Annotated in this window: 19 protein-coding genes and 1 pseudogene; 6 read left to right on the top strand and 14 right to left on the bottom strand. The window is 69.7% G+C overall.

Annotated elements, in window-relative coordinates:
- Positions 1 to 153: 153 nt before the first annotated feature.
- The 5 genes from V8690_RS41030 to V8690_RS41050 form a co-directional block, all read right to left on the bottom strand.
- Positions 154 to 543: a DDE-type integrase/transposase/recombinase gene (locus V8690_RS41030; protein ID WP_338785087.1), complete on the bottom strand. Its 390-nt coding sequence runs from the start codon at positions 541 to 543 to the stop codon at positions 154 to 156.
- A 95-nt stretch (positions 544 to 638) separates the two neighbouring features.
- Positions 639 to 1,526, bottom strand: coding sequence for an IS3 family transposase (locus V8690_RS41035; RefSeq protein ID WP_338785088.1), 888 nt, complete (start codon positions 1,524 to 1,526; stop codon positions 639 to 641).
- Complete coding sequence (locus V8690_RS41040) at positions 1,523 to 1,822, bottom strand: transposase (protein WP_338781960.1); 300 nt, start codon at positions 1,820 to 1,822, stop codon at positions 1,523 to 1,525. The genes V8690_RS41035 and V8690_RS41040 overlap by 4 nt, the downstream gene beginning before the upstream one ends.
- A 23-nt stretch (positions 1,823 to 1,845) precedes the next feature.
- A complete protein-coding gene (locus tag V8690_RS41045; RefSeq protein WP_338785089.1) occupies positions 1,846 to 2,079 on the bottom strand; it encodes a hypothetical protein in 234 nt (77 codons plus the stop codon).
- A gap of 312 nt (positions 2,080 to 2,391) precedes the next feature.
- A complete protein-coding gene (locus V8690_RS41050) occupies positions 2,392 to 2,613 on the bottom strand; it encodes a transposase (protein ID WP_338785652.1) in 222 nt (73 codons plus the stop codon).
- Between the two features lie 50 nt (positions 2,614 to 2,663).
- On the opposite strand from V8690_RS41050, the gene V8690_RS41055 reads away from it, so the two are divergent.
- On the top strand, positions 2,664 to 3,434 hold the full coding sequence (locus V8690_RS41055) for a transposase (RefSeq protein WP_338784567.1): 771 nt from the start codon (positions 2,664 to 2,666) through the stop codon (positions 3,432 to 3,434).
- A gap of 119 nt (positions 3,435 to 3,553) precedes the next feature.
- A protein-coding gene (locus tag V8690_RS41060) for an IS5 family transposase (RefSeq protein ID WP_338785090.1) occupies positions 3,554 to 4,371 on the top strand; the annotation gives its coding sequence in 2 pieces (ribosomal slippage) (positions 3,554 to 3,883 and positions 3,886 to 4,371; 816 coding nt in all).
- 644 nt (positions 4,372 to 5,015) lie between these two features.
- Here the strand turns inward: V8690_RS41060 and V8690_RS41065 are convergent.
- The 4 genes and pseudogenes from V8690_RS41065 to V8690_RS41080 all read right to left on the bottom strand — a co-directional run bounded on the left by V8690_RS41065 (position 5,016) and on the right by V8690_RS41080 (position 9,048).
- Positions 5,016 to 5,453 (bottom strand): ester cyclase, encoded by a 438-nt coding sequence (locus tag V8690_RS41065; RefSeq protein ID WP_338785091.1) that lies wholly within the window; start codon positions 5,451 to 5,453, stop codon positions 5,016 to 5,018.
- Positions 5,454 to 5,709: 256 nt separating this feature from the next.
- Positions 5,710 to 6,548: pseudogene (locus V8690_RS41070) on the bottom strand (IS5 family transposase).
- A gap of 292 nt (positions 6,549 to 6,840) precedes the next feature.
- A complete protein-coding gene (rfbB, locus tag V8690_RS41075; RefSeq protein ID WP_338785092.1) occupies positions 6,841 to 7,815 on the bottom strand; it encodes a dTDP-glucose 4,6-dehydratase in 975 nt (324 codons plus the stop codon).
- 15 nt (positions 7,816 to 7,830) lie between these two features.
- Positions 7,831 to 9,048 carry a class I SAM-dependent methyltransferase gene (locus V8690_RS41080; RefSeq protein WP_338785093.1) on the bottom strand — a complete coding sequence of 406 codons (1,218 nt, stop codon included), beginning with the start codon at positions 9,046 to 9,048 and terminating at the stop codon, positions 7,831 to 7,833.
- Between the two features lie 178 nt (positions 9,049 to 9,226).
- On the opposite strand from V8690_RS41080, the gene rfbA reads away from it, so the two are divergent.
- Positions 9,227 to 10,105, top strand: coding sequence for a glucose-1-phosphate thymidylyltransferase RfbA (gene rfbA / locus V8690_RS41085; protein ID WP_338785095.1), 879 nt, complete (start codon positions 9,227 to 9,229; stop codon positions 10,103 to 10,105).
- Between the two features lie 66 nt (positions 10,106 to 10,171).
- Here rfbA and V8690_RS41090 read toward each other — a convergent pair whose 3' ends face one another.
- Positions 10,172 to 11,275: a winged helix DNA-binding domain-containing protein gene (locus tag V8690_RS41090; protein ID WP_338785097.1), complete on the bottom strand. Its 1,104-nt coding sequence runs from the start codon at positions 11,273 to 11,275 to the stop codon at positions 10,172 to 10,174.
- A gap of 159 nt (positions 11,276 to 11,434) precedes the next feature.
- Between V8690_RS41090 and rfbC the strand changes: the two genes are divergently transcribed.
- From rfbC to V8690_RS41105, 3 genes are all read left to right on the top strand, one after another.
- Positions 11,435 to 12,052 carry a dTDP-4-dehydrorhamnose 3,5-epimerase gene (gene rfbC / locus V8690_RS41095; RefSeq protein ID WP_338785098.1) on the top strand — a complete coding sequence of 206 codons (618 nt, stop codon included), beginning with the start codon at positions 11,435 to 11,437 and terminating at the stop codon, positions 12,050 to 12,052.
- A 68-nt stretch (positions 12,053 to 12,120) separates the two neighbouring features.
- Complete coding sequence (locus tag V8690_RS41100; RefSeq protein ID WP_338785099.1) at positions 12,121 to 13,272, top strand: nucleotide disphospho-sugar-binding domain-containing protein; 1,152 nt, start codon at positions 12,121 to 12,123, stop codon at positions 13,270 to 13,272.
- A gap of 52 nt (positions 13,273 to 13,324) precedes the next feature.
- Positions 13,325 to 14,311 carry an NAD-dependent epimerase/dehydratase gene (locus V8690_RS41105; RefSeq protein ID WP_338785100.1) on the top strand — a complete coding sequence of 329 codons (987 nt, stop codon included), beginning with the start codon at positions 13,325 to 13,327 and terminating at the stop codon, positions 14,309 to 14,311.
- 36 nt (positions 14,312 to 14,347) lie between these two features.
- On the opposite strand, the gene V8690_RS41110 is transcribed toward V8690_RS41105, so the two are convergent.
- From V8690_RS41110 to V8690_RS41125, 4 genes are read right to left on the bottom strand one after another with little or no spacing between them, the layout of a single operon-like run.
- The gene (locus tag V8690_RS41110) at positions 14,348 to 15,073 is read right to left on the bottom strand and encodes a class I SAM-dependent methyltransferase (RefSeq protein ID WP_338785101.1); all 726 of its coding nucleotides are present in this window, start codon (positions 15,071 to 15,073) and stop codon (positions 14,348 to 14,350) included.
- Positions 15,074 to 15,084: 11 nt separating this feature from the next.
- Positions 15,085 to 16,308 (bottom strand): cytochrome P450, encoded by a 1,224-nt coding sequence (locus V8690_RS41115; RefSeq protein WP_338785102.1) that lies wholly within the window; start codon positions 16,306 to 16,308, stop codon positions 15,085 to 15,087.
- Positions 16,309 to 16,336: 28 nt separating this feature from the next.
- The gene (locus V8690_RS41120; protein ID WP_338785103.1) at positions 16,337 to 17,566 is read right to left on the bottom strand and encodes an NAD(P)/FAD-dependent oxidoreductase; all 1,230 of its coding nucleotides are present in this window, start codon (positions 17,564 to 17,566) and stop codon (positions 16,337 to 16,339) included.
- A 35-nt stretch (positions 17,567 to 17,601) separates the two neighbouring features.
- Positions 17,602 to 19,059 (bottom strand): alpha/beta fold hydrolase, encoded by a 1,458-nt coding sequence (locus V8690_RS41125; protein ID WP_338785104.1) that lies wholly within the window; start codon positions 19,057 to 19,059, stop codon positions 17,602 to 17,604.
- Positions 19,060 to 19,125: the final 66 nt, after the last annotated feature.

A 19,125-nucleotide genomic window follows, 5' to 3' on the forward strand; every position in this document is an offset into this window, starting at 1 on the left:
GGCAGGAGACGCCCCGTCTGGCAGTACGCCCTCGTGGACTGCCCGCGGCCGGTCATCCCCTCAGCGGCGCGAGAGCCGCGAGGCAAGTGAGGTCCCACCGCGACACATGGACCGCCACGTTGAGGCAGCTGTGCGGAGCGGGTGCAGCTCCTGTCAGTCCCCTCGGATCGTGGAGACCCGTTCGTAGTCGATCGGGCTTTCGAAGTTGCACACGCTGTGTAGCCGCCGTGTGTTGTAGAAGCCGGTGATCCAGGTGGCGATCCTGATCCGCGTTTCGGTGCGGGTGGCGAAGGCACGCCGGTGGACGTACTCGACCTTCAGCATGCTGTTGAACGCCTCGCTGACGGCGTTGTCGAAGCACGAGCCGACCCGCCCCATCGACTGGACCACGCCGAGGCGGCGGCAGGCCCGCCGGGACTTCCGTGAGGTGTACCCGCTGCCGCGGTCGCTGTGGAAGATGACACCGCGCACGTCACCGCCACGGGTGGCAGCAGCCATTCTCAGCGCGGCAACCACCAGGCCGGCATCGTGATGCGGGCCCATCGCTAGCCCAGCAGGCGGCGCGAGAACAGGTCGGTGACCGTGGCCGGCTACACCTTGCCCTCTGAAGTTCTCCCGTGATCTTGGACACTCGTCGGTTATGCCGCGAGGGCGTGTTGGTGCCGCTGTCTGGTCTCGGCCGGGGTGAGGTAGCCGAAGGTCTTGTGCTTGCGCAGGCGGCGGCGGTTGTAGAAGGTCTCGATGAAGGTGAAGACCTCGGCGCGGGCGGTGGCCCGGTCGGGCCAGATGCGGGTTCCGGTCTCTTCCTTGAGCAGGGCCCAGAAACTCTCCGCGGCCGCGTTGTCGAAGCAAGATCCGGTGCGTCCGCAGCTGTTCTGCAGTCCCAACTCCCTTATTCGGTCGCAGAACTGAGTCGAGGTGTATTCGCTGCCGCGGTCACTGTGGATCACGCAGCCGGGCTCCAGGCCGCCTCGGCCGTAGGCCATGTCGAGGGCGTCCACGACGAGTTCTGCGCGGTGGTGATCAGCCATGGCATAACCGACGACCTCGCGGGTGGCCAGGTCCAGCCAGCAGGCGAGGTAGAGCCAGCCCTCGGCAGTGGGCAGGTAGGTGATGTCGCCGACCAGCTTGATCCCGGGCCGCTCGGCGTGGAAGTCGCGGCCGATCAGGTCAGGGGCCGGCTTCGCCTTCTTGTCGGGCCGGGTCAACGAGCGGCGCTTGCGGCGGGTGACGCCTCGGATGTCGCGCTCGCGCATCACGCGGGCGATGCGCTTGCGGTTCACCCGCCGCCCCAGACGCCGCAGTTCGGCGTGGATGCGCGGGACACCGTAGGTGCGGCGGGAGGCGACGTGCAGCACCGTGATCTCGTGCGCGAGCGCGTCGTCGGCGGCCTGCCGGGCATGGCGGGCGGCCCCGCCCTCGCGCCACGCGTAGTAGGAGGAGCGGGCGACGTGCAGCACCCGGCACAACAGAACGATCGGGTAGTTCGCCTTCTCCGCATGGATGAACCGGCACAACTCGCTCACCGGTCGTTCTCCTTCACGAAGAAGGCGGTCGCTTTTTTCAGGATCTCGATCGTCTGCTGCTGCTCGCGGTTCTCCCGCCGCAGCCGCTTGAGCTCCTCGCGCTCGGCACTGCTCAATTCGCCGGGAGCGCCCTCGCCCTGCTCCGCCTTCGCCTTGCGGTACCAGCCGCGCAGGGACTCGGAGCTGATGCCGAGTTCCCTGGCGACCGCCGTGACCGTCTTGCCCGAGGAGTCGACGAGCGCGATCGCGTCCCGCTTGAACTCTTCGGTGTACCGCTTCGTGTACTTGCTTCCCACCTGGTGCTACTTCCCCTGGAACCTCAGGTCCCAGTCTCCAGGTGTCCACGATCAAGGGGAAGGTTCACCTCCCCGGTTTCGATTTCGGTCATGTCGCCTGCCCAGACGAGATCGGGGGCCTCGGCGGTGAAGTCTCGTTCCACGAAGTCCGGGGCGGTCGGCCGTCTGCCGAACCGGGTCAGGCCCCGCCGCCTGCGGACCTTCCGTGCGACCAGGCCAGGCCCGGCCATGATCTTCGCGATGGTGTTCACCGACACCCGCCATCCCTGCCGCACCAGGGGTGATCCGGATCTTCGCTGAGCCGTAGGTGCCGCCGGACTTGGCGAACTCCTCCCTCACCGCCTCCACCAGGTGCTGTCGGCGCAGCTCACGGCAGGTGGGCCGACGGTTGCGCTGCTTGTGGAACCACGACTCGCTCACGCCCAGTGCGCGACAGGAGATGCGGTGCGGAATGCCGTGCTCGGTCCTGAGGCCGCTGATCGCCCCGACAACGGACGCCGGGTCCGCCGCAACTACTTCACCCAGAGGACCATGCAGCGCTTGAGCACATCACGCTCCCTCGCCAGTTCCTAGTTGTCCCGCTTGAGATGGGCGTTCTCCCGCCGCAGCCGCTCGAGCTCGTCGCTGTCACCGCCCGGTGCGGTCCCCGCCCGCCGGGCCCGGGACACCCAACTGGCCAGCGTGGTCTCGTTGATCCCCAGCTCGTCCGCGACTTCGGCGATCGTCTTGCCCGAGTGATATCTGCGCCACCAGGCAGGCAGCGAGTCGAGCGCCCCATTGTGACTGATGATGAGTTAAGGGCTGTCCCGTAACTGCTGGTCACGGGTGAGATGATCTTGCGATGTCTGGTGTGATCACGGCGTCGGAGCCCTCCTGGATAGCCCCGTTCACCGGGCTGAGCCCGCGTCAATTCGGCAAGCTGATCACCTCGCTCCGGCGTGAGGGTGCAGATCCGGTGCGCAAGGGTCGGCCCTGGAGTCTGCCACTGGAGGACCGTGTGCTCCTGGTAGCCGCGTACTGGCGCACGAACCTGACTCTGCGCCAACTGGCCCCGCTGTTCGGGGTGTCCAAGTCGGCGGCCGACCGCATCATCGACCATCTCGGGCCCGCGCTCGCGCTCCAGCAGCGCAAGCGGTTCCGCAAGGACACCGTGCTGATCGTCGACGGCACCCTCGTTCCCACGCGCGACCATGCCATCGCCGAGCAGTCCAAGAACTACCGGTACTCCACCAACCACCAGGTCGTCATCGATGCCGACACCCGGCTCGTCGTCGCGGTCGGCCGACCAGTCGCAGGCAACCGCAACGACTGCAAGGCGTGGGAGCTGTCCGGCGCGAATAGCGCCGTCGGCAAGACCACGGTCATCGCAGATGGCGGCTACCGGGGCACTGGCCTGGTCATCCCGCACCGCCGCGAGAAGGGCCAGACCGAACTCCCGGACTGGAAGGAGGAGCACAACGCCTCCCACCGCAAAGTTCGCGCCCGCGTGGAGCACGCCCTCGCCCGCATGAAGACCTGGAAGATCCTGCGCGACTGCCGGCTGAAAGGCGACGGCGTCCACCACGCCATGCTCGGCATTGCCCGCCTGCACAACCTCGTCCTTGCCGGATGACGCAGAAACCACCAGTCCATCCCAGCACGTCAAAGATCATTTACGGGACAGCCCTTACTGGCTCTAACAAAAGCTGGTTGATCATGTGACTGTCGGCTTGATCGTTCGTTGATGTGGGCATGGGGAAGCGTCAGTCGCGGCCGTGGATGGTGTCGGACGAACTGTGGTCGCTCATCGAGCCGTTGTTGCCCGAGCCACCGCCGAAGCAGGTGGAGGGACGGCCACGGGTGCCCGACCGGCAGGCCCTGTGCGGGATCCTGTTCGTCCTGCATACCGGCATCCAGTGGGAGTACCTTCCCCAGGAGCTCGGCTTCGGCTCGGGCATGACGTGCTGGCGGCGCCTGGCGGCCTGGAACGAGGCCGGCGTCTGGGACCAGCTGCACCGACTGCTGCTGAACAAGTTGCGGTCGAAGAACCAGCTGGACTGGTCGCGGGCGGTGATCGACTCCTCCCACGTCCGGGCCGCACGCAGGGGCCCAAAAGCGGTCCCAGCCCGGTCGACCGCGCACGACCGGGCAGCAAGCACCACATCATCACCGACGGCCAAGGGATCCCGCTCGCGGTGTCTTTGACCGGCGGAAACCGCAACGACGTCACTCAACTCCTTCCCCTGCTGGACAAGATTCCGGCAGTGGCGGGAGTTGTCGGCCGGCCCCGCAGGCGGCCCGACATGCTCTTCGCGGACCGCGGCTACGACCACGACAAATACCGCCGTCTTCTACGGCGACGCGGGATCCGGCCCGCGATCGCCGAGCGGGGACAGCCGCACGGCACCGGTCTGGGCACCTTCCGATGGGTCGTCGAGCGGACGATCTCCTGGCTGCATGGCTTTCGCCGCTTGCGCATCCGGTGGGAACGACGCGACGACATCCACGAAGCCTTCCTCGGACTTGCCGTCTGCCTGATCACTCACCGACACGTTCAAAGGCTTTGTTAGGGCCAGTTAGCCAAGCTGCTGAGTCAGGGTGTAGTGCCGCCACTCCCGCCATACGCCTTGATTCGACTCAGATTGTGGGGTGGGGCCTGCAGAGGAGCCGGGCCAGTGTAAAGGGGCTCCACACGCCGACAGCAACCCGAAAACCTTAGTAGTTCGAACCGGGGTGGTGACGGTTCATGATCACTGCGAGATGCCGGTGGGGTGAGGTATCCGGAGAGTGGGGGCCTGACCGCTGAACGTCGGGCGTTCGTGAGGCTGCCCAGAACATCACGGCGCAAGACAACTACCGAGTGGGCGTCATATCGGGCGGAGGGGCTATGAATCCATCTGCGCCCATCGGGCAGCACGCACCATACCGGCGACCCACCGCCCTAGCCTTGTTGTATAATGCTGGATCGGGCACTTGTCTGGGTCCCCATCCCCCCCGTGCCCAATGACAGTGAATCCCGCTGTGAACCCGGAGAGGTACCGAAATCCGTCTCCGGTGGCCGTGTGTCTCGCCTTCCAAGACACACACCCACGCGGGTGAATCGATCTCCTTGGGGACTCGCGTCGCGGGGTCTGATGTCGTCGATGAGCAGTTTTTGCCATGCTTGGCGCTCAGATCACGTTGCACGCAGGCTCGCCGGGTGCGTACCGCCAAGTCAGGCTCGTTCTTCGAGTTGGCGCAGCAGCCCGATTTGATCCTCGAGACCCCAGCGCTCTGCGATCTTGCCGTCAACGACGCGGAACATCGCCATCCCGCTCATGGAAACCTGCTTGCCGGTGGGACGCACTCCATGGAATTCACCGCTGTGGATGCCGGTGAAGGTGAAGCGCTCGGCGACCAATTCCCCTTCGGCGATGAGCTCTTCGATGGTACAGGCGGCATTGGAGAAGCCCTTGTGCAGTGCCGAGAAAATCTCCTTGACGCCGGCAACGCCAGGCTTCACGCCGGTCGCTGACGTGTCGAAGCGGACGTTCTCATGCACGAGGTGGGGGAGTGCGTCGAAGTTTCCCTTGTTGACCACTTCTTCACTGAAACGACGAATGACGTCTTTCGGGGATCTCCTCGGCTTGCCCACTTCTTTCGCGTCGCTCATCGCTCACTCCTTGCTCAGATACGGCATCTGGTGAACCGAAGGCAGACTAAGCCGCCTTGTGGGGCACGGTCCTCCTATGTTCGGATGGCTTGTCGGATACCGCTCGAATGGCCTATCGTACGGTGCCTCGCGGGGTGGGAACGGAGTTCGGTGACGGCGACTCCCGGATTCTGAGTTGGTGTGGTTAATGGTGTGTGAGCTGGGATGTTGGGTTCTCTGAGAGGGCGTTTGAAGTGAGCAGATTGCCGTTTGCGTCCTAGTGCGTTCCTTGCCAGGTGGGTGTCATCTCGTCCGTTATACGTCTGGCGAGGTTGTCGATCGAGGCGATGTGGATCATGGACTCGGAGCTGGCGGTGAGGGTCTCGTAGTCGCGGGCGAGGCGGCGGTGCATCATGATCCAACCGATACTCCGTTCCACCACCCAGCGCCTTTTCGCGACCTGAAGGCCGCGGCTCTCCAGATTCCGGTTGACGACTTCGACGTCGATTCCGCGGGTGGCGCCGTGCTCGACAACGGCTTTCTTGGAGCCGGTGTCGACCCAGCTCTTCGAGATGGTCGGGTACGTCTCCTTCGCCTGGTCGAGGGGGCGGATTTCCAGGGCGTTCTCCGACAGGCCGGCGGCGGTGGCGGTCACGGCGAGGATGAGGCCGATCGTGTCCGTGAGGATGCCGCGCTTCCGGCCGACGATCTTCTTCGCGGCGTCCGTTCCCTGGCTGGTCACGGGCACGCTGGTGGAAGTCTTCACGCTCTGGGTGTCGATCACGGATGCGGTCGGCTCGGGCTTGCGCCCCTCTTTCACTCGCGCCAGTCCGGTCAGGTCGTAGTTGAGCTGGGCGAAGATTCCCTCGTCGCACCAGGCGGCGTAGTAGGCGTAAACGGTGCCGTGGTTCGGGAAGTCGTGCGGGAAGTATTTCCAGGGGATTCCGGTGCGGTTCACGTAGAGGATCGCGTTGAAGACGTCCCGTAAATCGACCTTGGCCGGCTGTCCGGTTGGTCTGCGGTCGAGTCGGGCCTTTCTCCAGGCCGTCAACGTCGGCTGATCAGGGCCCATCGGGCGTCGGACAGGTCGCTGGGGTACGGCTTGCGCTCGCTCACGGCGTAGCGTGATCATGTGCGAGCGGAGGGCTCGGTTCCGTCGTTCCCGGGCGATTCCACGGCAACTTCAAGCCAGACGGACTTCCAGGCACGGAAGCGAACGAGACGGATGGTCGAGCATCCGCCCTGGCGACCGTCATTCGCCGCCTATGGAATGAAGGCCCCCCAAAGCAGGACAGGGGTGAGAGCCATATCTGGGGCTTGACCTGCACAAACGCCTCTGGGGTCCGTCACTGCCCGCAGCGCGGGGGCGGTACCGGCCGCCAGGCGGAGGCGGTCGTGGGGCCGTGGCTCACACGGGCCGCAGCAGCGGCGCCCACCACGTGCGGTGGGCGCGGTACCAGGCGACCGTCTCGGCCAGTCCCGTGGACAGCGGGACGGCCGGACGGTAGCCGAGTTCCCGGGTGATCCTGGCGTGGTCGACGCTGTAGCGCCGGTCGTGGCCCTTGCGGTCCTCGACCCGGCGGACCTGGTCCCAGGAGGCGCCGCAGGCCCGGAGGAGTCGGTCGACCAGGTCACGGTTGGCCAGCGGGGTGCCGCCGCCGATGTTGTAGACCCGGCCGGGGCGCCCCCGGGTCCGGACCAGTTCCACGGCCCGCACGTGGTCCTCGACGTGCAGCCAGTCCCGCACGTTGCCCCCGTCGCCGTACAGCGGGGCCTGCCCGCCGTCGAGCAGCCGGGTGACGAACAGCGGGATCAGCTTCTCCGGGAACTGGTACGGGCCGTAGTTGTTGGAGCAGCGGGTGATCCGGACGTCCAGGCCGTGGGTCCGGTGCTGGGCGAGGGCAAGCAGGTCACCGGCCGCCTTGGACGCGGCATACGGACTGTTCGGCCGTACCGGGGAGTCCTCGGTCCACGAGCCCTGGTCGATGGACCCGTAGACCTCGTCGGTGGAGATGTGGACGAACGTCCCGGCCCGATGGCGCAGCGCGGCGTCCAGCAGCACCTGTGTGCCCGTCACGTTGGTCCGTACGAACTCCGCCGCGCTGTCGATGGACCGGTCCACGTGGGACTCGGCTGCGAAGTGCACCACGTGGTCGTGCGCGCGCATCAGCGCGTCGACCAGCTCGGGGTCGCAGATGTCCCCGTGGACGAAGGACAGCCCCGGATGATCAGCCACCGACGCCAGATTCGCCTGGTTGCCCGCGTAGGTGAGGGCGTCCAGCACGGTGACGGTGACATCGCCCGGACCGCCGGGGCCGAGGACCGTACGCACGTAGTGGGAGCCGATGAAACCCGCTCCGCCCGTGACGAGCACTCTGGTCATGGCAGTACCGCGCTTTCAGACGATGCGGACGTCCGGTACGTAGAGAATCCACTTTCCGCCCTGGTCCCGGAAATCCGTCTCCCGGGCGATGATTTCCTCCGCGTGATTCCATGCGAAGAGCAGGGCGTATTCGGGGTACGGCGCGGAGAACTCCTCGATCGGCCGGACCGGAATGTGCGCGCCGGGGGAGAGACGGCCCTGTTTCGCGACGGTCGAGTCGTAGATCGCGGGAATCAGATCGGGGTCGATCCCGCAGTAGTTTGTGACCGTCGCGCTCTTCGCGGTGGCCCCGTACGCGGCGACCGTGTGCCCGGCGTCGCGCAGCCGGTGCAGCAGCGCCGTCAGTTCCTCGCAGTTCCGCTTCACCTGCATGCCGAAACGCTCCAGGATCGTGCTGTCCGTGAGCTGCCGGCGCTCCTCCTCGGCGGTCAGTTCCGCCACGGCCGCGCTCGGCTCGCGGCGGCCCGCCCGGGCCAGCGTGTAGCGCACCTCGCCGCCGTGCACCGGCAGCCGCTCCACGTCGACCAGCTCGAAACCGAACCGGCGGGCGGCGGCCCGCACCGACGAGGCGGAGAACAGATAGAAGTGCTCGTCGTAGATCTGGTCGAAGCTGGCCCGCTCCACGATGTCGCCGAGGTAAGGGTCCTCGAAGACGAACACGCCGTCGGTGGCCAGGAGCGCGTCGACGCCGCGGAACACCGAGTCCAGGTAGGGGATGTGGCACATGGTGTTGGCCGCGTAGATGACGTCCGCCGGGCCGTCCGCTGCCCTGATGTCCCGCGCGGTGGACTCCTGGAAGAAGTCGAACCGCACCCGCACGCCCTGAGCGGCGGCCAGTTCCACCACGTCGCGCGAGGGGTCGACGCCGAGGTGGCGGACCCCGCTGCCGGCGACGGTCCGCAGCATGGCGCCGTCGTTGCACCCGATCTCCACCACGAACCGGTCGTCGCCGCGGCACTCCGTCTCCAGCAGGCGGTGCGCGGTCGCGGTGAAGTGCTCCCGCATGACCGACGACATGGACGACCGGTAGGGGTAGTCCTCGCGGAACATCCGCTCCCGCGGGACCTCTTCCATCAGCTGCACCATGGCGCATTCCTCGCAGACGCCGACCGCGAGTCGGTAGAAGAACTCCTCCGACGTCTCCTCGGGCCGGCGAAAGGCGTCGGACAGCGGCTGGCGACCGAAATCGAAGAACTCGGTCACGGAACTCCGGCAGACACGGCAAGTGGTCATGGCGGCACGTTAGGACGGCTTCCTCGAAAGGAACTAGACGTCTGCTAGACGCAGTCGGCATTCCCAGGACGGGCCGGCCGGACCAAATTCCTGTCGAGCGGTCGTCGAGGCGCTCTCGAATACCGGGTGACCGAATGGGCGGCGTACCGATTCACCGCGAGCGGAGGGCGGGAGACCCGTGAAGGGGATCATTCTGGCGGGCGGTTCGGGAACGCGGCTGAGGCCGCTGACCCTCGCCGTGTCGAAACAACTGCTGCCGGTCGGTGACAAGCCGATGATCTACTACCCGCTCAGCGTGCTGATGCTCACGGGCATCCGGGACATCCTCGTCATCTCCACGTCGGTCGACCTGCCGCAGTTCCAGCGGCTGCTGGGCGACGGGTCCCAGCTCGGCCTGTCGATCACCTACCGGGAGCAGCACCGGCCCACCGGCCTGCCCGACGCCTTCGTCATCGGCGCCGACCACATCGGCGCCGACTCGGTGGCGCTGATCCTCGGCGACAACATCTTCCACGGCCACCACTTCTACTCCGTGCTGGCCGAGCACAGCGGGGACGTGCGCGGCTGCGTGCTCTTCGGATACCCGGTCAACGACCCCGAGCGGTACGGCGTGGGGGAGGTCGATGCCGACGGACGGCTCCTGTCGATCGAGGAGAAACCCGAGAAACCCCGTTCCAACACCGCCATCACCGGACTGTACTTCTACGACAACTCGGTGATCGACGTCGCGCGCGGTCTCCGGCCCTCCGAGCGCGGCGAACGGGAGATCACCGACGTCAACCGCTGGTACCTGGAACGGAACGCGGCCCGGCTCGTCAACCTGGGCCGGGGATTCGCCTGGCTCGACACCGGAACGCCCGAGTCGCTGCTCCAGGCCGGCCAGTACGTGGGCACGCTGGAGGCCCGGCAGGGCGTGCGCATCGCCTGCGTCGAGGAAGTCGCCCTGCGCATGGGTTACATCGGCAGCGACGACTGCTACCGGCTGGGCGTCCGGCTCGGACCCTCGGAGTACGGCGCGTACGTGCGGGCCATCGCGACGGAACTGGCCGGGTCCTGAGGCGCCCCGCACCCGGCCCCGCCCGCTCCGAAGTCCTCGCCCCGGAGCGGGCGGGTGCCGGCCTCGTCAGCCGCCGGCGACCGGGACGAAGCGGATGTCGTGCCGTTCGGCGTCCGCCGCCGCGAAGCGCAGCAGCCGGGCGGCCTCGTCCGACACCTCCGCCTCCTCGCTCGGGGACAGCGGGGAGAAGCACTTCACGGTCAGGACCGCCGTCGCCTTGCCCCGCCCCTCCCGCTTGATCACCCACAGGGCGCGGACGGTGCCGTCCACGAGCACCGCCGCCTCGACGATGACGTGCCGGCGCTGGTCGTCGGTCATCAGCCGCGAGCGGTCCGCGTGACCGAGCACCACGTTGTCCAGCGCGGCCAGGAACCGCACCGGGACCACCGTGTCCGGGTCGGGCAGCGGCGCGCCGGGAAGATCGAACAGCTCCTCCCCGCCCTCGCCCCGGAACACCCGCAGCTCCGGCCGCAGCTCCTCGACCACCTCACGCAGGCGCGTCGTGCCGCTCCAGGCCTGGACGTCCTTCACGGTGGCGGGGCCGAACCCGGCGAGGTGGCGCAGGACGAGCTGCCGCGGGGAGGCGTCCCGGGCGAGCGGCCGGCCCAGCCACTCCTCGGCCAGGGCGAACGGTGTCGTGCCCCGGCGCCCCCAGGTGCCGTCCGGCGGTGGATGCACGATCGCGAGCAGGCCCTGCACCGAGCGGGCCAGGGCCACCGGGTCGCGTCCCGGCCAGCGCTCCGTCAGCAGCCGGCCCAGCTCCGGCCGGGTCAGCACCCCGCCGGCGAGCGCCGAGCGGGCCAGGCCGGCGATCTCGGCCAGGTCCAGGCACGCCGTCTGCTTGCCGAAGGCGGCCTTCTGCCAGCGGTCCAGCATCGGCTGCAACAGCGGACGCACCCACAGGTAGTCCTCCGCCGTGACCAGGTGCTGGGTCCCCCGGAACAGGGTCGCGCGGACCACCGCACGCTCCTCGAGCAGCTTCGTCAGCTCCTCCAGCCGGAAGCCTTCGATCCTGCTCCACAGCCCGATGTACGGCGGGTCGGGATCCTGCGCCTGCAGTCCGGTGAGCCGCTCGATCACCGCGGGGGCCGGCTGATCCGTGCGCCGCGTCAGCAACTGGCGTTCCAGGGTCGCCCGGTTGAGGGCCCGGCGGGTGAGACGTTCTGCCATGGTGTCCTTTCGCCTCGTACGCCGACCACGGCGACGGGGAGCCGGTTCTCCGTCCGGCGAACCTAACCCCGATCGCGGTCAGCCACTGACCGCGATCGGCCACCGGCCTGGAGCGGACCTGTAGCGCGCTTCGAGGTGGCCGGGCCACAGTCCCCAGCCATGGAATCGAGAGAGCTCGAGGTCGCCGGCGCGTGTGTCTTCACCCCGGAGGTCTTCCGGGACGACCGGGGGCTGTTCGTGTCGCCGTTCCAGTCGGAGGCGTTCCTCCGGACGACCGGCCGCCCGCTCTTCCCGGTGGCCCAGACCAGCTGCAGCTTCTCGCGGCGCGGTGTCGTGCGCGGCGTGCACTTCACCCGCACCCCGCCCGGCATGGCGAAGTACGTGTACTGCGTCCGGGGCAGGGCCCTCGACATCGTCGTGGACCTCCGCGTGGGCTCGCCCACCTTCGGCCGGTGGGACACCGTCGTCCTGGACCCGGTGGACTTCCGCGCCGTGTACTTCCCGGTCGGCGTCGGACACGCCTTCGTGGCGCTCCAGGACGACACCGCCATGGCGTACACGCTCTCCCTCGGCTACGACCCGGACAACGAACTGGCGCTGTCCTTCTTCGACCCGCAGCTCGGCCTGCCGCTGCCCGAGGACATCCGGCCGGTCGTCTCCGAACGGGACCGGGTGGCCCCCACCCTTGCCCGGGCGAGCGACGCCGGACTGCTGCCGGACTACGGGGAGTGCCTGAAGATCGAGGACGCCCTGACGGCACCGCGCGACGGATCCTGACCGACGGGGCCGTGCCGTCCCAGCCGGATTCGAGTGCCGTTCCGGCCCGCGCTCCTACGGTCCCCGGCATGAAGACACTGGTGGCCACCGGCCCAGCTCACCCGCTGTACTACCCGATCGTGCCCCTAGCTTGGGCGCTGCGCGCGGCAGGCCACGAGGTGCTCGTGGCGGCCGCCGAGAGCTTCGAGGGCCCCGTCCGCGGCTCCGGACTGCCCATGGCACCGGTCTACGGCCCGCTGGACATGGGCGAGGTGATGGCCAAGGACCGCGACGGCGGCCGCGTCCAGGTACCTGACACCGACGAGGAGATGGCCGAGGGCATCGGCCGCGGCTTCGGCCGGCTCGCCGCGCGCACCCTGGAGGGCACCGCGGAACTCGTCGAGCGCTGGCGCCCCGACCTCGTCGTCGCCGAGTCGTACGGGTACGCCGCCGCCGCGGCGGCAGCCGCCCGGCACGGCATCCCCTGGGTCAAGCACCTCGTCGGCCCCGGCGACCTGCCCGTCGACCCCTGGATCGCGGACGAACTCGCCCCGGAACTCAAGGAACTCGGACTCGACGCGCTCCCCGAGCCCGCCCTGATCCTCGACAACTGCCCGCCCCTGCTGGGCAATGCGGCCCCCGGGACCACGCCGCTGCGCTACGTGCCCTACGGCGAGCCGGGCACCGTGCCCGAGTGGGTGCTGCGCCCCCGCACCCGCCCCCGGCTGCTGGTCACCCTGGGGTCCGTGCAGCCGCAGATCGGCGGTGCGCCGATGCTCGGGCAGATCGTCCGCTCGCTCGGCGACCTGGACGTGGACCTCGTCGTCGCCGTGGCCGACCACCTCGTGGAGCAGCTCGGCCCGCTGCCCGACAGCGTCATCGCCACCGGCTGGCAGTCGCTGACCTCCGTGCTGCCGGGCTGCGACGCGGCCGTCCACCACGGCGGCCCCGGCACGATGATGGCCTGCCTCGTCCACGGCGTTCCGCAGGTCGTCGTGCCGGGCCGGGGCAAGCCGCTCGACGCCATCGCCCGCCTCGCCGACCTCGGGGCGGTACGGCGCATCCAGCCGGCCGAACTGTCGCCCGAGACCATGCTGGAGGCCGTCCGCGCGTTGCTGGACGACCCCTCGCACGCGCGGCAGGCCGGGACCGTGGCCGAGGACATCGCCCGCCGGCCGTCCCCGGTGGCGACCGTCCCGGTACTGGAGGAACTCGTAGCCGGGCATGTCGCCGGCGCCTGAAGGGGAACCGGGCGGCCGGACAGCCGGCCGCCCGCAGGACGGGGAGGACGGCATGACCACACCGCGCCGGCCCGCGGACACACGGCGGCGCGTGGCCGTCCTCGGCGGCACGGGCTGGGTGGGCCGGCACGTGCGTGCCGCCCTGGCCGCCCGCGGCGACGACGTCCTCGTCGTCGCCCGCGGGCCGGCCGCCCACACCCGCCCCCACGCCTTCGAGCCACTCGACCTCGCGCAGGCGAGCCGGCAGCGCATCACGGCGCTGCTGAGCACCCACCGGATCGACGCGGTCGTCAACGCGACGGACGCCCTGAACGCGACGGACGGCTGGGCCCGGGCGGACGAGGACCTGGAAGCCGTGAACGTCGCCCTGGTGCACCGGCTGCTCGCGGCCATGGGCGAACTGCCCTGGCGTTCCCGGGTCGTGCACATCGGGACCCTGCACGAGTACGGGGACGTCCCGCCGGGAACCCTCATCGACGAGCGACTGCCCCCGCGCCCCGCGGGTGCCTACGCGCGGACGAAACTCGCCGGGTCGCGAGCCGTCCTGGACGCCGTGCGCGCGGGCCCGGCCGACGGGCTGGTGCTGCGGGCGTCCAACGTCTGCGGGCCCCACCCCTCACCGGCGAGCTTCCCCGGCAAGCTCGTGGACATGCTGCGCCGGGCCCTGGCCACCGACGAGCCCATGACGGTGGTGCTCACCGGGGCCCGCCGCGACTTCGTGGACGTCCGCGACGTCGCCGACGCCGTCGTCAGGGCCGTCCACTCCCGGGCCACCGGGCAGGCACTCAACATCGGCAGCGGCGAGGCCGTCGACATCCGCACCCTCGTACGGCTCTTCGTGACTTCCGCCGGGTACGGCACCGATCTCCTCGACGAACGGATCCAGGACGTCGCCGGTCTCGGCGGTGCCTGGACCCGGGCCGACATCCGGCTCGCCGGGCGGCTGCTCGGCTGGCGGCCGCGCATCGGCCTCGCCGAGTCCCTCGGCGCCATGTGGTCCGCGGCGACGGCGGACGGCCCCCTCCAGGCAGAAGCCTGAGGGGGCCGTCCGTCCCGTCCGCTCAGCGCCCCGGCGTCACTTCAGCACGCCCACGAACAGGCCGCAGCTGAACCGGCCCGGACCGACGTACTCCACCGAGCAGCCGGCCCGCTCGAAGGCCGCCTCGTACTGCTCCCTGGTGTAGAGCCGCATGCGGTGGACGTCCGTGAAGTGCCGGATACCGGCGTCCTTCTGCGCGTCGATGTAGTGCACGGTGATCGGCACCTCGTCCCCGTGCCGCTGGGAGTGGGAGACCCGCACCGTGACGCGGTCCTCGGTGCGCACCAGATCGTCGGCGATGTAGCCGGGCAGGAACGCCTCCGGGAAGTACCAGGGTTCCAGGACGATCACCCCGCCCGGGGTGAGGTGACGCGCCAGACTGGCCAGGGTGCTGTCCAGCTCGTCCGCCGACCGCGTGTAGCCGATGGAACTGAACATGCAGCTGACGGCGTCGTAGCGGCGGCCGAGGGTGAAGTCGCGCATGTCGCCCGGGTGCACCGGGATGCCGGGCAGCCGCCGCGCGGCCTGGGCGATCATGGGCTCGGAGAGCTCCAGCCCCTCCACGGCCGCGAAGTGCTCCTTGAAGAACGCCAGATGCCCCCCGGTTCCGCAGGCCACGTCGAGCAGCGACTCGGCGTCCGGCCGACGGTCCCGGACCAGCGCGGTCACCTCGGCGGACTCGGCGGCGTAGTCCTTGCCGCGTGCGGCGTAGACGAGTTCGTAGATCTCGGCCAGGGCCGGGCCATAGGCCTCCTGCTGCATACCGCCGCCTCCTACGCGTCCCATGTGACGGGCAGTTCGCGGACCCCGTAGACGATGGCGCCCTCCTTGCGGGGGACCTCGTCCAGAGGCACGGCGTGCCGCAGGGTGGGGATGCGCCGGAACAGGGTCGTCCAGGCGATCTGCAGCTCCAGCCGGGCCAGTTCGGCGCCGATGCACAGGTGCGCCCCGTGACCGAACCCCATCTGCTTGCGGCTGCCGCGGCGCAGGTCCAGCTTCTCCGGCTCCGGGAAGACCTCCGGGTCCCTGTTGGCGGTCAGCAGCAGGCACAGGATGCCGTCGCCGGCCGGGATCACCGTGCCGTCGATCTCGATGTCCTCCAGGGCGACCCGGGGCACCCCGATGTCCCCGATGGTCACCATCCGCAGCAGCTCCTCGGTCGCCGGACCGATCAGCGTCTCCGGGTCGGACAGCAGGTCCGCCAGCTGGTCCGGGTGATCCAGCAGGCACGCCGTGCCCAGGGACAGCATGCTCGCGGTGGTCTCGTGACCGCCGTTCATCAGCATCCGCACCATGTTGACCAGGTCCCGCCGGGTGTACTCCTCGCCCGACGCCCGGTACTCCGCGATGATGTGGCTGGTCAGGTCCTGGCCCGGCTCGCTCTCCCGGATCTCGACCAGCTTCTCGACATACGCGTTGACCTCCACGATCGCCGCCACCCGCTGCTTGGGAGTGCTGTGGATGCCGAACATGTTGTTGCTGTGCTCGATGATGAAGTCGTGATCGCCCTGGGGGATGCCCAGCATGTCGCAGATGATCGTCGTGGGCAGCGACAGGGAGAACAAGCGGTGGAAGTCGACCGGCGGCGTCAGGGCCAGCAGCCGGTCGATGTGCTCGTCGACGATCTCCTGGATGCGCGGGCGCAGTTTCTGCACCCGCTGGTAGGTGAACGCCGCGGCCGCCTTGCCGCGCGCGGCGGTGTGCTCGGGCGGGTCGTAGCCGATGAAGGAGGTCTCCGTGCGGGCCTCGGGCGGTGCGACGAAGTAGAACGGGAAACCGGGGTGCTTGCGCGACGCGCTGGTGCGCGGGTCGGTCAGCAGTCGGCGGATGGTCTCGTGCCCGGTGACGGTCCAGACGCGCAGGCCGGTGTTGGCGAGGGTGACCGGGGTGACGCCCTGCCGCACCATGTCCGCGTACTGCGGGGGCGGGGTGAACGGGCCCGGACGGACGAAGGGGAACGTCCCCGGCGCGCCGGGGACGTCCGCGGTGCTGGTCATCAGGTGTCTCCTCCGTGTGCGGAACGGGTCACGACGAGGTGCGCAGTCCGCGCCCGTCGCCGCCGTCGGCGGTCGCCGGTGCGTGCCAGTCGATGTGGTGGCTGCTCATCCAGGTCGGGTCGGAGCCGTCGGCGCTCCTGAAAGCCCGGGCGATGAAGTAGTTGCGCAGGAAGCGGCCGACCGGGCCGCGGCGCATGTTGCCCTCGTTGTTGTATTTGCCCTGGGCCACGATGTCCTCGACGCGCTTGCGCCGCACCGACTCGTAGGTCACGAAGGCCCGGTCGATGCCGGGCGCGTCGCGCAGGCACTTGGCCAGCACCACGGCGTCCTCCATGGCGACCGAGCAGCCCTGGCCCGCGGTGGGCGAGACGGCGTGGGCCGCGTCGCCGATCACGACGAGCCGGTCCCGGTACCAGTGCGGCGCGCGGGGCAGGTCGTACGTGGGGGAAGGCGGTGCGGGATCGGGCGTGGCCGCGATGATCGCCGCCGCCGGGGTCCGGTCGCCTGCGAACAGTTCCAGAAGATAGCGGCGCCAGTCCCGCCGCAGGGCCCGCAGCTGCGCCCCGTCGGGCTCCGCGGCGCAGGGCGGGTTGGCGAACCACCACAGGTCGCCGTTGGGGTGCTTGGTGTAGCTGAAGAAGCTCTTCCTGCCGAAGAACATCCGGATCACCCCGGGCGGGCCCTCGGCCGGGAAGCTCCGCGCGCAGCCGAACGCGTTGAGCACGCCGAGGTAGCGCGGCAGGGGAGCAGCCGGGTCGATGATGCGGCGCACCTGCGAGCGCAGTCCGTCGGCGCCGACGAGCAGGTCGCCCTCGGCCTGCGACTCGTCCGCGAAGACCGCGCGGACCGTGCTTCCCGCCGTGGAGGCGTCCACGATCCGCTTCCCGTACTCGATGGGAATGCCCCGCTGCGCCGCCTCGTCGCGCAGCGCCACATAGAGGTCCGAGCGCCCGATGGTCTGGATGATCTGTCCGTCGGCGGCGAGCCGGTCGGTGCGAACGTCGCCGGTCAGCGCCCGGCCGGTGTGGCTGTAGAACGCGATCCCGGGGGTGTCGAAGCCGCGCTCGCGCACGAGATGGCCCAGCCCGATGCTGTCCAGGGCGTCGATCCCGTTCGGCGCGATGTTGACGAAGTTGCCGATGCCGTCGGCGGTACGGTCGTACGCCTCGTAGAGGACCGGCTCCAGGCCGGCCTTCTGCAGTGCGATCGCCGTGACCGTGCCGGCGATGCCTGCGCCGATGACGAGTGCGCGTGCCATGGGTTCTTCCTTCGCTTGTCGGACACGGTCCGGGGTCAGGCGCGGCCGGTGCCCCCGGGCGTGCCGTCGGAGGGGAGGTCGGGGCGGAGCACCGTGCCGGCGCACACGGTGTCCTCGGGCACGACACCGTCGACGAGGTAGGCATCCACCAGGGCGTCCACCGCGGGGTTGCCGTTGAGCCCGTAGATCTCGTGCTGGCCGGAGTCGGCCACGGTGATCAGCCGGTAGCCGAGCCGTGCCGCCATCGCGGCACCGCCCTCGTAGTGGTCGGTCGGGTCGCCGTCGGCGTGCACCACCAGGCCCGTGGCGAGGCCATCGCCGGTCAGCCGCACCGGCGGCTCCGGCGGGGTGAAGGCACGGAAGGCGCCGACCCACGGCGCGGCGCGCAGCATCCCGTATCCGTAGGGGTAGTGCTCGCGGAAGTGGCGCATGTCCTCGAAGTACACCTCGGGGTCCGCTGGCCAGTCCTTCTCCAGGGTGACCGCGTCCAGCACCCCGCAGCGGGTGGTGCCCTCGGTCTCGGCGGGAGGCCAGACCCGTTCGTCGGACAGCCACCGCGAGGCTGCCGCCGCGTCGCCGGTGCGCAACTCCGCAACGAGATGGCCGAGTTCGGCCCAGCGGGCGCGGTTCGCCGAGCGCGAGCCCATGGCGCCGTCGAAGAGGGTGCGCAGGGGGACGCCGGCCTGCCGCGCGATGTTCCGCGCGGCCTCCTCGACGGCCGCCAGCACCGCCTCCCGACTGCCGCCGAGGCCGAAGACCCGGCCGCGTTCGGCCGCCCACGCCGCCCAGGCCTCGACGTTGGCCCGGCTGGCCCGGCCCTGCGCCATGAACTGCTCCCGCCAGGACCAGTCCGGGTGCACGCAGGAGTCGAGGACGCAGCGGTCGAGCCGTTCGGGGAACATGGCCCCGTAGACCGCGCCCACGTAGGTGCCGTAGGTGTAGCCGACGAAGCTGAGCTTCTCCTCGCCCAGCACCTGGCGGATCACGTCCATGTCGCGTGCGACGTTGCGGGTGTTGTGGTGCCGGCGCGCCTCCCCGCCCAGCCGCTGGTTGCCCTCCTCGCGGATGCGGGCGTCCTCGGCGAGCAGGGGGAAGTCCGCGTCGGGCAGCCGGGAGTCGAACGGCGCCTTGGGTGGGATGATCTCGCTGGTCAGTGGCGTGGACGCGCCCGTGCCCCGCGGGTCGAACCCGATGAGGTCGTACGCTTCGGGCAGCCGGGTGCGGGACAGCACCGCCGGGAAGCCGCGGCCCAGGCCGAAGTAGCCTCCGGGGCCGCCGTTGAGCGACAGCAGGATGCCGCGGCGCCGGGCCGGGTCCGCGGCCCGGATCCGGGTGAGGGCCAGGGAGATGCGCGGTCCGTCGGGCCGGGCGTAGTCGAGCGGCACCTCGACGGTGCACTGTTCGCTGCCGTCGCCCGAGGGGGCGGGCGACCAGGTGGGTCGCCGGCCGCGGAACCCGTTCAGGGCGTCCGGGGAGAGGTGACTTGTCGTCATGTCGTCAGGAGGCCTCCGTGTCGGCGGGGCGTGCGGTGATCGGCTCCGAGCCTCGGGGCGGGCACT

Origin of the sequence: Streptomyces sp. DG1A-41 (assembly GCF_037055355.1) — a bacterium.
In the GTDB taxonomy this organism is placed as follows: domain Bacteria; phylum Actinomycetota; class Actinomycetes; order Streptomycetales; family Streptomycetaceae; genus Streptomyces.

Coding starts and splice junctions, on each gene's coding strand:
- V8690_RS41030 (WP_338785087.1), bottom strand. CDS start 543: ATGGGCCCGCATCACGATGCCGGCCTGGTGGTTGCCGCGCTGAGAATG.
- V8690_RS41055 (WP_338784567.1), top strand. CDS start 2,664: ATGTCTGGTGTGATCACGGCGTCGGAGCCCTCCTGGATAGCCCCGTTC.
- V8690_RS41065 (WP_338785091.1), bottom strand. CDS start 5,453: ATGAGCGACGCGAAAGAAGTGGGCAAGCCGAGGAGATCCCCGAAAGAC.
- rfbB (WP_338785092.1), bottom strand. CDS start 7,815: ATGACCAGAGTGCTCGTCACGGGCGGAGCGGGTTTCATCGGCTCCCAC.
- V8690_RS41080 (WP_338785093.1), bottom strand. CDS start 9,048: ATGACCACTTGCCGTGTCTGCCGGAGTTCCGTGACCGAGTTCTTCGAT.
- V8690_RS41090 (WP_338785097.1), bottom strand. CDS start 11,275: ATGGCAGAACGTCTCACCCGCCGGGCCCTCAACCGGGCGACCCTGGAA.
- rfbC (WP_338785098.1), top strand. CDS start 11,435: ATGGAATCGAGAGAGCTCGAGGTCGCCGGCGCGTGTGTCTTCACCCCG.
- V8690_RS41100 (WP_338785099.1), top strand. CDS start 12,121: ATGAAGACACTGGTGGCCACCGGCCCAGCTCACCCGCTGTACTACCCG.
- V8690_RS41105 (WP_338785100.1), top strand. CDS start 13,325: ATGACCACACCGCGCCGGCCCGCGGACACACGGCGGCGCGTGGCCGTC.
- V8690_RS41110 (WP_338785101.1), bottom strand. CDS start 15,073: ATGCAGCAGGAGGCCTATGGCCCGGCCCTGGCCGAGATCTACGAACTC.
- V8690_RS41115 (WP_338785102.1), bottom strand. CDS start 16,308: ATGACCAGCACCGCGGACGTCCCCGGCGCGCCGGGGACGTTCCCCTTC.
- V8690_RS41120 (WP_338785103.1), bottom strand. CDS start 17,566: ATGGCACGCGCACTCGTCATCGGCGCAGGCATCGCCGGCACGGTCACG.
- V8690_RS41125 (WP_338785104.1), bottom strand. CDS start 19,059: ATGACGACAAGTCACCTCTCCCCGGACGCCCTGAACGGGTTCCGCGGC.